This window comes from Streptacidiphilus alkalitolerans (genome assembly GCF_042511045.1).
In the GTDB taxonomy this organism is placed as follows: domain Bacteria; phylum Actinomycetota; class Actinomycetes; order Streptomycetales; family Streptomycetaceae; genus Streptacidiphilus; species Streptacidiphilus alkalitolerans.
Genome location: NZ_JBHEZX010000018.1, coordinates 33,762 through 48,827 on the forward strand (window position 1 = coordinate 33,762; position 15,066 = coordinate 48,827).

Sequence of the window (15,066 nt, forward strand, 5' to 3'; positions counted from 1 at the left end):
GTCTCAGCTCCCGTCGGACTGGAGCACCGAGGCGACGGTCCGCAGCAGGATCTTGACGTCCTGCCAGAGGCTCCAGCTCTCGATGTAGTAGTTGTCGAAGCGGGTCCTGTCCTCGATCGAGGTGTCCCCGCGCAGGCCGTTGACCTGGGCGAATCCGGTGATGCCGACCGGCACCCGGTGCCGGTCGCGGTACTGCGGGTAGGCCTGGGCGAAGCGGGTGACGAAGAACGGGCGCTCGGGGCGCGGGCCGACCAGGCTCATCTCGCCGCGCAGCACGTTCCACAGCTGCGGCAGCTCGTCCAGCGAGGTGCGGCGCAGGAAGCGGCCGATCGGGCTCATCCGGTGGTCCTGGGAGATGTTCCAGCGGGTGGCCGACTCCTGCTCGTTGACCGGCCGCAGGCTGCGGAACTTCAGCACGGTGAAGACCGCCCCGTCGAGGCCGACCCGTTCCTGACGGAAGATCACCCCGGGGCCGCCGTCGATCCGCACGGCCAGGGCGCAGCCGGCCAGGATCGGCGACAGCAGGAACAGGCCCAGCCCGGCCAGCACCGCGTCGGTGGCCCGTTTGACCATCCAGGAGGGCCGGTCCATGGCGCTGGGGGCGAGCCGCAGGCAGGGGAAGCCCCAGAGGTGGTCGCCGGCGCCGACCCGCCGGTTGCCGTACTCGAAGGCGCCGAAGCCGGGGAAGCCGGGGACGAACCAGACCTCGCAGCCGTGCCGGGCGCTGGTGCGCAGGGTCTGCGCGACCTCGGCGTCGTCCGCGCCGCCGGAGGTGAGGATGACGTCGCGGACGCCACGGGCCGGGATCTCCAGGTCGAGCACGGCGGGCCCGCCGAGGACCCGGACCGGGGAGTCGGCCGGCAGGAAGATCGGCTCGGGGTCGATGTAGCCGACCGGCAGCAGCCCGTACTCGGGGTGGTCCAGCAGCGCGGCGGCGGCGCGCTGGCCGATGTGCCCGGCCCCGGCGATCAGGGCGGGCTTGGGGTTCCGGCGGCGGTGGCGGCGGAGCAGGCCGTAGAGGGAGGCGCGGCCGAGCACGTCCAGCGCCAGGTGGCACAGCAGCAGCGTGCAGAGCAGCCCGAGGTCGACCGGCACCGCCGCCAGCCACAGCCCGTGCAGACAGCGGTCGAAGGTCAGTGCGATGGAGACCGCGACAATCGCACGGGCGGCCAGCGAGGGCAGTTCGTCGAGCACGGACGGGGCCAGCCGCAGCCGGTAGAGGCCGCCGGAGGAGTTCAGCAGCACCAGCACCGGGACGATGCCGCAGAGCGCCCAGAGCACGTCCAGCGGACCACCGCCGCCGACCGCCGAGAGCGCGCCGAGCACCGCGAGCACGTCCACGGCCAGCAGCGCGGAGGGGATCCGGTCGACGGGGCGGCGGGCGCGGCCCGGCAGCGGCCCCGGGGCCGCCGGGGCGGTCCGCGGCCGGGCCGGGAACGGCAGCGCGATCAGGCCGGCGGTCCCGAGGCCGCTGGTGGTGCTCGGGCGCGGCAGTTCGTCGTTGTCGATGGTGGTCATCCGCGCACGTACTCCTCTGCTGTGTGCCGGTGGTCCGGGTCCCTCCCGAAGCCTCGGCTCGGTCGAGGTAGCACCTGCCGCCGCACTCGATAATGCTGTCGAATTACGGCAAAAGGAATGAAGCAGGCAAATACGACAGTACAGAATTCCGGCTGGCGTTTTCTCAGCCGACGTGCCCATTCACACTGATGACCATTAGTCAGATTTTCCGGACATCATTCTCTCCGGTGATTTCCATCCGACCGGATGCGGAATTCGGCGTTCTTCGAGCACCGCCGCATACACCGCGGCCACCTTGGCGACCGCGTCCCGCAGATCGTGCCGCCGCACCGTCAGGGACCGGGCCCTGGCCCCGGCCGCCCGGCAGTCGGCCGGGTCGGCGAGCCGGGCCGCGAGTGCCTCGCGCAGGGCCGACGGATCGTCCACGGGGACGAGCCGCTCACCCTGCTCCAGGCACTCCCCGGCCCCGGCGACCTCGGTGAGCAGCACCGGCCGGCCGCAGGCCATCGCCTCCAGCGGCACCAGGGCCATCCCCTCCCAACGGGAGGGCAGCACCAGCAGATCGGCGGCGGCGTACCAGTCCCGCGGATCCTCGACCGGGCCGGCGAACAGCACGCTCCCGGGATCCGGCAGGGTGGCCGCGAGGGCTTCGAGCGCGGCCCGGTCGGGGCCGTCGCCGACCAGGGCCAGTCTGGCTCCCGGGACGCTCCCGGGGAGCCCGGCCCAGGCCCGGAGCAGCACGTCCTGGCCCTTCTGCCGGCAGAGCCGGCCGACGCAGACGGCCAGCGGGCCCGCGGAGTCAAGACCCAGCAGTTCCCTGGCCTGCTCCCGCGAGGGCAGCCGGGCCGGGTCGAAGCGGTCCAGGTCGACACCGTTGGGCGCCAGCGCCCACCTCCCGCGCAGCCCGGCGGCCTCGCCCTCGGCGCGCTCCGCCTCGCTGACGCAGAGCAGCCGGTCGGCCCAGCGGGTGGCCAGCCGCTCCCAGCAGCGGGAGAGCAGCGCCATCGGCCCGGTCACCGCGGCGAAGGACCAGGCATGCGGCTGGAACACGGTCGGGAGCGCCCCGCGCAGCGCCAACCGCCCGGCCAACCCGGCCTTGGCACTGTGCAGATGGACCAGCTGCGGACGATTCCGGGCCACCAGCCGACGCAGCGCGGCGACCTCGGCGGGCAGCCCGGCGCCGGGCGACCGCACCGCCGCCCAGGGCAGCACGGTCGCCCCGGCCGCGGCGGCGGCGGCGGCCAGCGGGGTCCCGGGCGGGCAGGCGAGCAGCACCCGGTGGCCGTCCGCGACCTGCGCCCGCAGCAGGTCGACGACCACCCGGGCGACCCCGCCGTCGACGGGTTGGGACACATGAAGAATCGTCAGGGGCACGAGGCGCAACCTATGGTGCCCGCTCCGATCGCGAGGCACGCCTTCACCCGCAGGAAGGACGAACTCCACTCGCGCGGGTGATGTCCGCGTTCCCGCCGTAACTCCGCGCGAAAACATGCATGCGTGATCGCCCGCCCGTCGCTCAGTCGTCGAGCCGGTGCGACAGGTGGAGGTCGCGCTCGGTGTGGCCGTCCTCGATCCGCAGCGCGGTCGCCACCGGCGGGTAGCCGCTGGCGATCACGGTGTACTCGCCCGGTTCCAGGTCGGTGAAGCGGAACTGGCCGTCCACGCCGGTGGTCGCGGCGGCGACGACGGTGCCGGTGGAGTCGAGCAGGGTCACCCTGGCGTCGACCACGGCGTGCCCCGCGCTGGTGCGGACCGTGCCGCGGAGGGTGCCGCTGCCGGCCATGGCCACATCCTGCCGGGTCTCCCCGCTGGCGGCGACGTCCACCGCGAGCGCGGCCGGGCGGTAGGCGCGGGCGCTGACCGCCAGGGTGTAGCGGCCGCAGACCAGGTCGCGGAAGTGGTACTCGCCGTCCGAGTCGGCGTGGGTGGTCGCGGCGACCTCGCCGCGCGCGTCGGTGAGGGTGACCGTGGCGTCGGCGACCGGCGCGCCCTCGGCGCTGCGGACCGCCCCGGACAGCCGCCCGGTGCCGCCGAGGACCACGTCCAGATCGACCGGTCGGCCGCCGACGGTGACGGTCACCGCCTGCGGCTGGTGGCCGGGGGCGGCGGCGATCAGCACGTAGTTGCCGCCGCGCGGGGCGGCCAGCGCCCAGCGGCCGTCCTGGCCGCTCCCGGCGCGGGCGACCTGGCGGCCGTCCATGTCGATCAGGGTGAGCACGGCCCGGGGGACGCCGGTACGGTCGGGCTCCAGGACGGCGCCGCTGACCGGGGTGCCCGGGGCGCCGGGGACGCCGGCCGTGTCCAGGTGCGGGGCGGCGGCCTGGTGGGCGGTGTGCTCGTGGCGCGAGGTCTGGTGCGGCATACCCGGGGCGTCCTCCATGGCGGAGTCTCCGATCGGACGGTCGGTCAGGTAGGAGTCGGACGGGTAGGAGTCGGACGGGTAGGAGTCGGCCAGGTCCTCGGCGAAGGCGCTGTCGGAGCCGGCGCCGGACTGCGAGGCCGCGTGGGTCACCAAGGGTTTCTCCTTGAGCAGGAAGGCGAGCAGGAAGCCCAGCGCCAGGACCGGAGCCAGGTAGAGGAACACCCGCGGCATGGCCGCCGCGTAGGAGTCGACATAGGCCAGCCGCAGCGGGGCCGGCAGGGCCCGGACCAGTTCCGGGGTGATCGAGTTGGTGGCCGGGACCGCCGCGCCGGACCCCGGGCCGGTCCCGGTCCCGGCCCCGTGCCCCGGAGTGACGGCCGGCAGCCGGTGCTGGAGCTGGTGCGAGAGGCGGGAGTTGAACAGGGTCCCGAAGACCGCGGCGCCGATCGAGCCGCCGACCTGGCGCAGGTAATTGCTGGCCGAGGTGGCCGCCCCCAGGTCGGCCGGGGCGACCGAGTTCTGCACCGCCAGCACCAGCACCGGCAGGGCAAGCCCGACGCCGAGCCCCAGCACCGCCATCGCCACGCTCTGCACCAGGTAGGAGCTGTGCGCGTCCAGCAGGCCGAGCAGGCCCATCCCCAGCGTGCCGAGCGCGCCGCCGACGATCGGGAACACCTTGTAGCGCCCGGTACGGCTGATCAGCTGGCCCGAGCCGATCGAGGCGACCACGATGCCGCCCATCATCGGCAGCATCTTCAGGCCGGAGGCGGTGGCGCTGGCCCCGTCGACCATCTGCAGAAAGCTCGGCAGATAGCTGGCCGCGCCGAACAGGGCGACGCCGACCACGATCCCGATGCCGCCGCTGACGTTGAACACCGGGTCGCGGAACAGCCGCAGCGGGATCACCGGCTCGGCCGCGTAGCGCTCGGCGAAGGGGAACAGCACCAGCGCCAGCAGCGCGCCGCCGAGCAGCCCGATGATCATCGGCGAGCTCCAGGCGTACTGGCTGCCGCCCCAACTGGTGGCCAGCACCAGGCAGGTGCCGATGGCGGCCAGCAGCAGGGCGCCGAGGAGGTCCAGCCGCGGCTTGCGCCGCTCCGCACCCTTGGTACGACCGGGCTGCTTCAGTGCGACGGCGGTGAGCACCAGGGCGATCAGGCCGACCGGGAGGTTGACGTAGAAGCACCAGCGCCAGCCGGGGCCGTCGGTGAGCCAGCCGCCGAGCAGCGGGCCGGCCACCGAGGAGAGCCCGAACACCGCGCTGATCAGGCCCATGTAGCGACCGCGCTCACGGGGTGACACCACGTCACCGATGATCGCCTGGACGCCGATCATCAGCCCGCCGCCGCCGATGCCCTGCACGGCGCGGTAGGCGATCAGCTCGGTCATGCTGTGCGCCCAGCCGGAGAGCGCCGAGCCGACCAGGAAGACCACGATGGCGAACTGGAACACCGACTTGCGGCCGAACAGGTCGCCGAGCTTGCCGTAGACCGGCAGGCCGACCGTGGAGGCCAGCAGGTAGGCGGTGACCACCCAGGACATGTGCTCCAGGCCGTGCAGTTCGCCGACGATGCGCGGCAGCGCGGTGGCGACGATGGTCTGGTCGAGGGCGGCCAGCAGCAGGGCGGTCATCAGTCCGGCGAACACCAGCCGGAGCTGGCGCGGCGTCAGGCCGGGCTCCTCGGCCGCGGCGGGCGGGGCGGCAGCGGCGGACTGGGCGGCGGACAGGCCGGGTGCGGCGTGGGGCGCGGGTACTGCCTGGGCCGGGCGGCCCGCCTGGGTCACGGACATGGCAGGGATCATTGCAGTGCACACCCACCGTCCTCGAACTGGTCATACCATCGTTTCGAAGGCGGTGAAATCGACTTATGGATCGACATATAGCTGTTACCAGCGAGAATGTGACGCCAAGTCGATAAATGGCGAAACATACTTCAGTAACGACTGTGCAAAGTTCACTCCTGAGGGAATTCCGTCGGAGAAACGTTCGCCCCCAGCGGCAGCCGATCCAGCTGCCCGTCCGGCCAGTGGATCCGCCACTCCCCCTGCGGTCCGTCGGCGACCAGCTCCGGCGGCTCCCCCGGCTCCCGGCCGAGCGCGATCGCCGCGACATACAGCCCGCCGGCCCGGGCCGGGTCCGGTGTCTCCAGATAGGCCACCGCCGCGTGCTCGGCGAAGGAGGTGCGGCCGACGGAGGCCCGCACGCCCGCGCGGAGCGGACCGTGCAGCGCCACCACCAGGCCCTGCAGCCCGTCCTGGTTGCGTACCGAGGCCCGTCCTTCGGCGGTCCGCAGCACCGGTGGCCGGTCGCCGGCCACCGCCCAGCCGCCGATCCGCAGCGCGGCCCCGGCCGGGTCGCCGTCCACCCGGACCGCCCTGACCTCCCAGGCCCCGTGCAGCACCGAGGCCGTGGTGAGCCAGGGCTCCGGTTCCCGAGGCTGCTGCGGGCTTCCGTCCTGCGGGCGGCGGGCCCGGTGCCGGGAGGCGGCGGCCGGTCCGTCCAGGGCGAGGCGTTCCAGCGGGCGGCGGTGGGTGGGCCGCCCCTGGGCGTCCACCAGGGCGACATGCGAGTCGAGCGGGCCGCCGCCGGGCAGGTCCAGGTCCGGGGTGGACGCGTGCACCGCCCCGTCCGGACCGGGCACAGGACCCGGGCCGCCGAGCTCGGGACCGGTCGCGGTCGAGTAGGCCCAGCGGCAGTAGAAGGGGTCGTAGGCGGCGCCGCTGACCTGGCCCCGGTCGGCGTGGTCCGCGCCGTGGTTGGCGATCCGGACGATGCCGTCGGCGCGGGTGCCGCTGGCCACCCAGCCGGGGGCGTGCAGGGTGCGGACGAAGTCGCCGAGGTCCACCGGCAGCGGCTGTTCGGCCTCGGTCCAGGCCGGGTGGTCGGCCGGGAGCAGCAGCCCGGCGAAGCTCTTGCTGGCCCAGTACGGCGAGGCCGGGCCGGAGTAGTTCTGCCGGATCGGCGGGTGCGGCCGGTACCAGCCCAGCGACAGCAGCCCGCTGTCGTCGGGATCGGCGCGGTCGGTGAAGTGCCTGACCATGCCGCTGCCGATCCGCCTGGTCAGGCCGGGCGCCAGCGCGTCCGCGCCGAACAGCTCGCCGGCCCAGAACGGCGCGGCGGCGGCGTAGCGGTAGGTGAGCGAGCGGCCCTGGTAGAGGGGTGCGCCGTCGGCGCCGACCAGGTACTGCAGGTCCGTCAGGTAGTCCCGCAGCCGGGCCCGGTAGCGGTCGGCCAGCCCGGCCTCGGCGGCGTCCGCGGAGTCGCCGGAGATGCGGCAGTACCAGAGCGGGTAGAGGTGCATCGCCCAGCCGCTGTAGTGGTCGTAGTTGCGGAACGGCGGCGGGGTGTCGGCCCCGTCCGAGTACCAGCCGCCCCCGGCGTACCAGCTCTCGGTCCGGGCCACGGTGTGCGCCAGGTCGGCCGGCTTCCAGGGGCCGCCGACCGAGCGCAGGAAGGCCTCGACGATCGCCCGGAACCAGACCCAGTTGTTGTCGGGGACCTCGGTGCCGACCATCTCCGAGAACCAGTCGACGACCCGCTGCCGGACCCGGTCGTCCAGCCGGTCCCAGATCCAGGGCCGGGTCTCGTGCAGGCCGAGCGCGATGGAGGCGGCCTCCACCTTGGCCTGGCCGCACTCCGACATCCGGGGCCAGCGCTCCGGTGAGGCCGGGTCCGTCCCGGCGGCCAGTCCGGCGGCGTAGCGCTCGGCGAGCGCCTCGGTGCCGCCGGCCCCCCGGGCGCCGGCGATGCGGAAGGCCGCGAGCAGGAAGGTGCGGGCGTACCCCTCCAGGCCGTCGCTGTGCCGGCCGGAGCTGCTGACCGGGCCCGGCAGGTGGATCAGCGCCTGCCCCGGCGTCGCGTGGGGGCGGACCGCGTCGAGCATCCGGTCGGCGAGCCGCTCCCAGTGGGCCCGGGTCCAGCCGGTGTACGGGGAGAGTTCACGGTCCTCGGCCGGACGAAGGTACGGCACGTCTGCTCCCCTCTCGGAAGCGATCAGAATGCCCAAGTATCAGCAGTCAGTCAACAACTTCAGACAGAAACCTCAGAAACCTGCTATTTTCCGTAGCAGGCCCCTGCGGATCGGAGGAACCGTGCTCGCACAACAGCGGCATGACTACGTGCTGGAGCAGCTGCGCGCCCATGGGGCGATCAGGTCGACCGAGGTGGTGGCCGGGCTCGGGGTCTCCGACGGCACCGTCCGCCGGGATCTGGAGCTGCTGGAGCAGCAGGGCCGGCTGACCAGGGTGCGCGGCGGCGCGGTGCTGCCGCCCGGGTCCACTCCGGGGGCGGTCCCGCGCACGGCGGTCGGGGCGGCGGCCGGGCCCGTCGGCGGGATCGTCATCGGCATGCTGGTGCCCTCCACCACGTACTACTTCCCCGAGGTGATCAGGGGGGCGCAGAGCGCCGCCGCCCGGGCCGGGGCCCGGCTGATCCTCGGCGTCAGCGACTACGACCGGGAGCGCGACCCCGGCCAGCTGCGCGACCTGGTCAGCTCCGGCTGCGACGGACTGCTGGTCACCACCGCCGAGGGCCCGGTGGTCCCGGCCCGGGTGCGGAAGCAGCTGGATGTCTCCGGGCTGCCGTACGTGCTGGTCGAGCGGCGCTCGGCGGCGGCCTTCGACCACGCCGAGTGCGTGCTCAGCGACCACCGCCAGGGCGCCTACCGCGCGGTCGAGTACCTGGCCGGCCTCGGCCACGACGGGGTCGCCCTGTTCGCCTCCCCCAGCCCCACCGCGCGGGCGGTGACGGAGGGTCATGCCGAGGCGGTCCGGCTGCTCGGCCTGTCCCGCTCCGCCCCGGTGCTCGGCTACGAGCAGGGCGCGGACCGGCTCTCCGCGATCGACGCCTTCGTCCACTCCTGCCGCGCCTCCGGCGCGACGGCCGCCCTGGTCCACTCCGACCAGGAGGCGATCCTGCTGGTGCAGCGGCTGCGCGCGCACGGCGTCCGGATCCCCGAGGACCTGTCGGTGATCGCCTACGACGACGAGGTCGCCGCCTTCGCCGAGGTGCCGCTGACGGCGGTGGCCCCGCCGAAGTTCGAGCTGGGCCTGATCGCCGCCTCGACCCTGCTGGGCCGGCTCGGCGCCGGAGCCGACGGGACCGGCACGGCCGCCGGGACCGCCGAGCCGGCGGTCCGTCAGACGGTGCTGCAGCCGCGGCTGGTGCTCCGCTCCTCCACCGCGGTCGGCGCGGTCGCCGCAGCCGCCGGAGCCATCGCCGACGCGGCGGCGGTCGGCCGGTGACCCGCGCCGCCGACCGCCCCCGCGCGGTCCTCGCCATGCGTCCCGCCGTCGCCGCCGCGATCTTCGACGCCGAGAGCCGCCGCCGGCTCACCGACCTGGTCGACACCGACCCCGGACTGGTCCTGGAGGACCTCTCCACCCCCGCCGCCCGCGCCGCCCTGGCCGAGGCCGAGGTGCTGGTCACCGGCTGGGGCTGCCCCCCGCTGGACGAGCAGGTGCTGCGCTCCGCGCCCCGGCTGCGCGCCGTGGTGCACACCGCCGGATCGGTCAAGGGCCATGTCACGGACGCCTGCTGGCAGCGCGGCATCCAGGTCACCTCGGCCGCCGCCGCCAACGCCGTCCCGGTCGCCGAGTTCACCCTGGCCGCGATCCTCTTCGCCAACAAGCAGGTGCTGCGCGCCAGGGACGGCTACCGCAGGGTCCGCGACGGCAGCACCGACTGGCACGTCCGGCTGGCCGAGGCCGGCAACTACCGCCGCCGGGTCGGCATCGTCGGGGCGTCCAGGATCGGCCGCCGGGTGGTCGAACTGCTGCGGCCGTTCGACCTGGAGGTGCTGGTCAGCGACCCGTTCCTGGATCCGGACGAGGCCGCCGCGCTGGGCGTCCGGCCGGTCCTGCTGCCGGAGCTGTTCCGCGGCTCCGACGTGGTCAGCGTGCACGCCCCCTGGCTGCCCAGCACCGAGGGCCTGGTCTCCCGCGCCCTGCTGGCCGCGATGCCGGACGGCGCCACGCTGATCAACACCGCCAGGGGCGCCCTGGTCGACCAGCAGGCGCTGGAACGGGAACTGGTCTCCGGGCGGATCGGCGCGGTGCTGGACGTGACCTCGCCCGAGGTGCTGCCGACCGGGTCCCCGCTCTACGACCTGCCGAACGTCCTGCTCACCCCGCACATCGCCGGGTCCATGGGCAACGAGCTGCGGCGGATGGCCGACTTCGCGCTGGACGAGCTGGAACGCTGGACCGGGGGGATACCCTTCCTGGACCCCGTCCGCCCCGACGCCTGGGACCGCATCGCGTGAACGCACCGCTCCAGCAGCAACAGCCCGCCGACCACCCGCTCTGCCTGGTGGTGATGGGGGTGTCCGGCGTCGGCAAGACCACCGTCGCCGTCCTGCTCGCCGAACGCCTCGGCCTGCCCTACGCGGAGGCCGACGACTTCCACCCGCCCGCCAACATCGCCAGGATGCGGGCCGGGATCCCGCTGGACGACGCCGACCGGCTGCCCTGGCTGCGGGCCCTGGGCGCCTGGCTCGGCGACCGCGCCGCGGACGGCAGCGGCGGGGTGATCACCTGCTCCGCGCTCAAGCGCGGCTACCGGGACACCCTGCGCGCCGCCTGCCCCGGGGTCCACTTCCTGCACCTGTCCGGCAGCCATGAGCTGGTCGCCGCCCGGATCGCCGGGCGCAGCGGCCACTTCATGCCGCCGTCGCTGCTCGACTCCCAGTACGCCGCGCTGGAACCGCTCGGCCCGGACGAGCGCGGCACCGTCCTGGACGTCGGCCCGCCCGCCGAGCAGCTCGCGGCCGAGGCCGCACAGCTGCTCGGCGGCCGGGCCTGACCGCGAGTCAGGCCCTCGGAACCGGCGGCTCAGACCGCGGCGGCCAGCTGCTCCAGCACCTGGTCGTGGATCCGGCTGAAGCCCTTCGGCGCGAAGGTGCGCTCGAAGAATCCGCCGATGCCGCCGGCGCCGGTCCAGGTCGCCTCCACCACGGCCTTGGAGCGGCCCTCGCCGGCCGGGGTCACCGTCCAGGTGATCACCAGGCTGGAGTTGGCGTCCGTCTCCACCAGCCGGCCCGGCGTGGGCTCGGTCACCGTGAACAGGCAGTCGCGCACCCGCTTCTCGGTGGCCTGCAGCTTCCAGTGGACGACGGTGCCCGCGCCCTTGCCGCCCTCGCGCACCTCGTACTCGCTGTACTGCGGGGGCAGCAGGCCCGCGCGGGTGTCCTGGTAGTCGGCGAGCGCGTCGAAGACCTGCTCCGGCGGCGCGTCGACGACCCGCTCGGTGACCGAGTAAACCTGCCCCATGGCCGTACTCCTCGTGATCTGTGCTGGTGACTTGCGTACGGTCAAGCCAACCACCGGCGGGCGTACCGGCCAAAACCGGGGTGCCGGCCGGCTCTGCCAGGATGTCCCCCATGAGCACAACCGAGGATGCCGCCGCCGGCCGCAGCGCGGACGAACTGCTGGACGTCGTGGACGCCGAGGACCGGGTGGTCGGCCAGGCGCGGCGCGGTGACGTCTACGCCCGGCGGCTGCGGCACCGCTGCGTGTTCGTCCTGGCCCGTGACGCCGAGGACCGGATCTTCGTGCACCGGCGCACCGCCGGGAAGCTGGTCTTCCCCTCCCTGCACGACATGTTCGTGGGCGGGGTGGTCGGCGCCGGCGAGGGGTATGACGAGGCGGCCAAGCGGGAGGCCGAGGAGGAGCTGGGCGTCAGCGGCCTGTCCCCGACCCCGCTGTTCCGCTTCCTCTACGAGACCCCCGAGCACAGCTGGTGGTCCGCCGTTTATGAGACCCGGGTCGGCGCCGACGTCCACCCGCAGGTCGAGGAGGTGGCCTGGCACGACTTCCTGACGGAGCGTGAACTGACGGAACGTCTGACTACCTGGTCCTGGGTCCCCGACGGCCTGGCCGCCTGGCACCGGCTCACTCGCCGGCAGGCCGACCGGACCGGCTGAGCGCCGCCCGGACCAGCGCGCGGCACCGCCCGGTGTCGCCCAGCGCGTCCGTGCTGTCGACGAACTGGTCGACCGCGCCGAGCCGGGGCAGCGCGGCGACCTCCGGATCGGTGACGGCGGACGCCAGGGCAGCCGTGAAGCGGCCCGCGTCGACCACCGGGAACGGGCGGCCGAAGTAGGGGCGGACGGCGGGGTCGACCGGGGCGCAGAGCCCGAGCCGGTTCTGCCACTCCCCGGCCAGTCCGGACGCCGCCGCCAGGGCCTGCCCGCGCTCGGCGGCGGAGTCGGCGGCCAGCGCCGCGGCCAGCCGCTCCGCGACCGGGGCGGCGTCCGGAAGAGCGGCGAAGGCCGTGCCGAGCCATTTGCTGTAGGGGGCGTAGCGGCGGGCCAGCAGCAGGCAGAGCCGCATCAGCTCGCGGGCCAGCCGTGCGGCGACGACCCGGCTGCCGAGGTCGTCGCCGACCTCGGCGGTGCGGCCGACGAAGGCCTCCTCCTGGGCGATCCGGAGCCACTGCGAGGCGAGCAGGTGCCGCCAGACGTCGTCCGGGTACCAGCCGAGGGCGGCCCGCGCGGCGGTGAGCCGGCCGGGGCCGTCGTGGTAGACGGCGCCGGCGGTGACCTCCAGCAGCCGCTGGCCCGGGGTGGCCAGCCAGTCCAGCAGGGTGACACCGCCGTCCGCCGCGGGGTCGAAGCCCAGGCAGCCGGTGAGCCAGGCCGCGGTCCCGGCGATCTCGACCCGGTGGTCCACGGGCCCGGTGGTCGGGGTCATCACCCGGACCCGCGCGCCGGGCGGCGCGAAGTGCGTGGGCCAGCCGTGCACCTCCTTGGGCAGCCGCTCGGAGAGCAGCACCCGGATGGCGTCACCGTGCCGGGCCAGGTCCTCGGGGGCCAGGAAGAGCTGGAGCTGCGGGCCCCACTCGTGGTCCGGCGAGCGCTCGGTGTCGAAACCGAGCACCTCGGAGCCGCCGCCGATCCGGGCCGCCGCGTGCGGGAGCCCGGGGTGGGCGGCGTCCAGCAGCGGGCGGACGGCTTCGGCGTAGAAACGGCCGCAGAGCTCCAGCCCCGGCATGAACGTGCCCGTCGGTCCCATGCGTGTGAACCTAATCGGGAGAGGGCCGGAAGGCATCGGGTTTTCCGGGGCCCTTCCTACTGATGGGTAGGACAGGTATGGTGTCGCCACCACCCCAGTCCGCGTCGGGAGCCGCAGCGACGGGTTGGTCCTTCGTTCCCTCTGTTCTGCCCTTCCGCCTCCGGTTCGGCGACGTATCGTCCGACCGGCCGGGGCGTTCCCGGCACGTTTTCCACGGTGACCTCAGTCGCGCCGTGTTCTCCCCCTCCGCTTCCTGCCGTTCCGCGTCCCCGCAGTACGGGGACGGGTCCGGCGCTCCCCCCGAGGAGATCCTCCGTGAACGATCAGACTGAGCCCGCCCTTCCCGTGGCCGCCCTTCCCCTGGCCGCCGTCTTCCCCGTGGTCGCCGTGGTCGGCCTGGGCACCATGGGTGCCGGAATCGCCGAGATCACCGCGCGCAGCGGTCGCCGGGTGATCGGCGTCGAACTGGACGCCACCGCCGCCGCGGCGGCCCTGCACCGGATCGAGGAGTCCACCGCCCACTCCGTCGAGCGGGCCAGGATGACCGCGGAGGAGCGCGCCGGGCTGCTGTCCCGGATCACCGTGACGCACGAGCTCTCGGCCGCCGCCGAGGCGCAGCTGGTGATCGAGGAGATCCCGGAGCAGCTGGAGCTGAAGCAGGAGCTGTTCGCCGAGCTGGACCGGATCTGCCCGGCCGGGACGGTCCTGGCCACCGGCACCACCGCGCTGTCGGTGACCCGGATCGCGGCGGCGACCCAGCGCCCGGAGCGGGTGGTCGGGCTGCACTTCTTCAACCCGGCCCCGGTGATGCAGCTGGTCGAGGTCGTCCGCACGGTGCTGACCAGCGCCGAGGTGGCGGAGGCGGCCGACGCGTTCACCCGAGGCCTGGGCAAGTCGCCGGTGTCGGCGGGCGACCGGGCCGGCTTCATCGTGAACGGGCTGCTGTTCGCCTACCTCAACCAGGCCGCCGCGATGTTCGAGTCGCGCTACGCCACCCGGGAGGACATCGACGCGGCGATGCGGCTCGGCTGCGGCCTGCCGATGGGCCCACTGGCGCTGCTCGACCTGATCGGCGTGGACACCGCGAAGACCGTCCTCGAGGCGATGTACGCGCAGTCCCACGACCGGCTGCACGCCCCGGCGCCGATCCTGGGGCAGCTCGCCTCGGCCGGGCTGCTGGGCCGCAAGACCGGCCGCGGCTTCTACCGCTACGCCGCCCCCGGGTCCTCCCAGGTGCTGGCCGAGGAGCGGACCGAGCAGGCCGGGACGCCGGGACGCGAGGTCCGCGGCGTCGGCGTGTGCGGGTCCGGGACCATGGCGACCGGCATCGCCGAGGTGTTCGCCAAGGCCGGGTACCGGGTCACCCTGGTCGCCCGCAGCCAGGAGAAGGCGGACCGGGCGCTGGCCGGGCTGGCGAAGTCGCTGGAGCGCCAGGTCGGCAAGGGCCGGCTGAGCGAGGCCGACCGGGACGCGGCGCTGGCCCGGGTCACCGGCTCCGGCTCGCTGGAGGACCTGGCGGGCGCGGACCTGGTGCTGGAGGCGGTGGCCGAGGACCTGGCGGTGAAGCGGGAGCTGTTCGCCACGCTGGACAAGATCTGCCGTCCGGGCGCGGTGCTGGCGACCACCACCTCCAGCCTGCCGGTGATCCAGTGCGCCACGGCGACCGGCCGTCCGCGCGACGTGGTCGGGATGCACTTCTTCAACCCGGCCCCGGCGATGCGGCTGGTGGAGGTGGTCAGCACCGTGCTGACCGCCCCGGAGGTGACCGCCACGGTGCTGGAGGTCTGCGCCACGCTGCGCAAGCACCCGGTGGAGTGCGGCGACCGGGCCGGATTCATCGTCAACGCCCTGCTGTTCCCCTACCTCAACGACGCGGTGCGGATGGTCGAGGAGCACTACGCCTCGGTGGACGACGTGGACACCGCGATGAAGCTCGGCTGCGGCTACCCGATGGGCCCGTTCGCGCTGCTGGACGTGGTCGGCCTGGACGTGTCACTGACCATCGAGAAGGTGCTGCACGGCGAGTTCCGCGAACCGGGGCTGGCTCCGGCGCCGCTGCTGGAGCACCTGGTGGCGGCCGGCTGCCTGGGCCGCAAGACGGGGCGTGGCTTCCGCGACCACGCGCGCAGGTGAGCGCGCCCGTACGGCCCCGGGCTGCGTGTAGCGTTCGGGTC

11 protein-coding genes are annotated in these 15,066 nt (G+C 74.2%); 5 read left to right on the forward strand and 6 right to left on the reverse strand.

Features of this window, described 5'->3' with window-relative positions; all coding sequences use genetic code 11:
- Positions 1–3: 3 nt before the first annotated feature.
- The 4 genes from ACEZDG_RS30805 to ACEZDG_RS30820 all read right to left on the reverse strand — a co-directional run bounded on the left by ACEZDG_RS30805 (position 4) and on the right by ACEZDG_RS30820 (position 7,851).
- Positions 4–1,518, reverse strand: a complete 1,515-nt coding sequence (locus ACEZDG_RS30805) for a sugar transferase (protein ID WP_380515909.1) — start codon at positions 1,516–1,518, stop codon at positions 4–6.
- Positions 1,519–1,713: 195 nt separating this feature from the next.
- Positions 1,714–2,871, reverse strand: coding sequence for a glycosyltransferase (locus tag ACEZDG_RS30810; protein WP_380515912.1), 1,158 nt, complete (start codon positions 2,869–2,871; stop codon positions 1,714–1,716).
- Between the two features lie 163 nt (positions 2,872–3,034).
- Positions 3,035–5,671, reverse strand: coding sequence for an MFS transporter (locus tag ACEZDG_RS30815; protein WP_380515915.1), 2,637 nt, complete (start codon positions 5,669–5,671; stop codon positions 3,035–3,037).
- 164 nt (positions 5,672–5,835) lie between these two features.
- Positions 5,836–7,851 (reverse strand): DUF2264 domain-containing protein, encoded by a 2,016-nt coding sequence (locus tag ACEZDG_RS30820; RefSeq protein WP_380515918.1) that lies wholly within the window; start codon positions 7,849–7,851, stop codon positions 5,836–5,838.
- Between the two features lie 121 nt (positions 7,852–7,972).
- Here ACEZDG_RS30820 and ACEZDG_RS30825 point away from each other — a divergent pair, with 121 nt between their 5' ends.
- Genes ACEZDG_RS30825 through ACEZDG_RS30835 form a run of 3 tightly spaced genes read left to right on the forward strand, consistent with a single transcriptional unit; the run spans position 7,973 to position 10,682 of the window.
- A complete protein-coding gene (locus ACEZDG_RS30825) occupies positions 7,973–9,124 on the forward strand; it encodes a substrate-binding domain-containing protein (RefSeq protein WP_380515920.1) in 1,152 nt (383 codons plus the stop codon).
- 35 nt (positions 9,125–9,159) lie between these two features.
- Complete coding sequence (locus ACEZDG_RS30830; protein ID WP_380516195.1) at positions 9,160–10,143, forward strand: hydroxyacid dehydrogenase; 984 nt, start codon at positions 9,160–9,162, stop codon at positions 10,141–10,143.
- 53 nt (positions 10,144–10,196) lie between these two features.
- Positions 10,197–10,682, forward strand: coding sequence for a gluconokinase (locus ACEZDG_RS30835; RefSeq protein ID WP_380516197.1), 486 nt, complete (start codon positions 10,197–10,199; stop codon positions 10,680–10,682).
- Positions 10,683–10,711: 29 nt separating this feature from the next.
- Here ACEZDG_RS30835 and ACEZDG_RS30840 read toward each other — a convergent pair whose 3' ends face one another.
- Positions 10,712–11,149 (reverse strand): SRPBCC family protein, encoded by a 438-nt coding sequence (locus ACEZDG_RS30840; RefSeq protein WP_380515921.1) that lies wholly within the window; start codon positions 11,147–11,149, stop codon positions 10,712–10,714.
- Positions 11,150–11,259: 110 nt separating this feature from the next.
- Between ACEZDG_RS30840 and ACEZDG_RS30845 the strand changes: the two genes are divergently transcribed.
- Positions 11,260–11,802 carry an NUDIX domain-containing protein gene (locus ACEZDG_RS30845; RefSeq protein ID WP_380515924.1) on the forward strand — a complete coding sequence of 181 codons (543 nt, stop codon included), beginning with the start codon at positions 11,260–11,262 and terminating at the stop codon, positions 11,800–11,802.
- On the opposite strand, the gene ACEZDG_RS30850 is transcribed toward ACEZDG_RS30845, so the two are convergent.
- Positions 11,771–12,892 (reverse strand): DUF4037 domain-containing protein, encoded by a 1,122-nt coding sequence (locus ACEZDG_RS30850; RefSeq protein WP_380515927.1) that lies wholly within the window; start codon positions 12,890–12,892, stop codon positions 11,771–11,773. The two genes, ACEZDG_RS30845 and ACEZDG_RS30850, sit on opposite strands and share 32 nt — an antisense overlap.
- A 360-nt stretch (positions 12,893–13,252) precedes the next feature.
- Between ACEZDG_RS30850 and ACEZDG_RS30855 the strand changes: the two genes are divergently transcribed.
- Positions 13,253–15,025, forward strand: coding sequence for a 3-hydroxyacyl-CoA dehydrogenase family protein (locus ACEZDG_RS30855; protein ID WP_380516200.1), 1,773 nt, complete (start codon positions 13,253–13,255; stop codon positions 15,023–15,025).
- Positions 15,026–15,066: the final 41 nt, after the last annotated feature.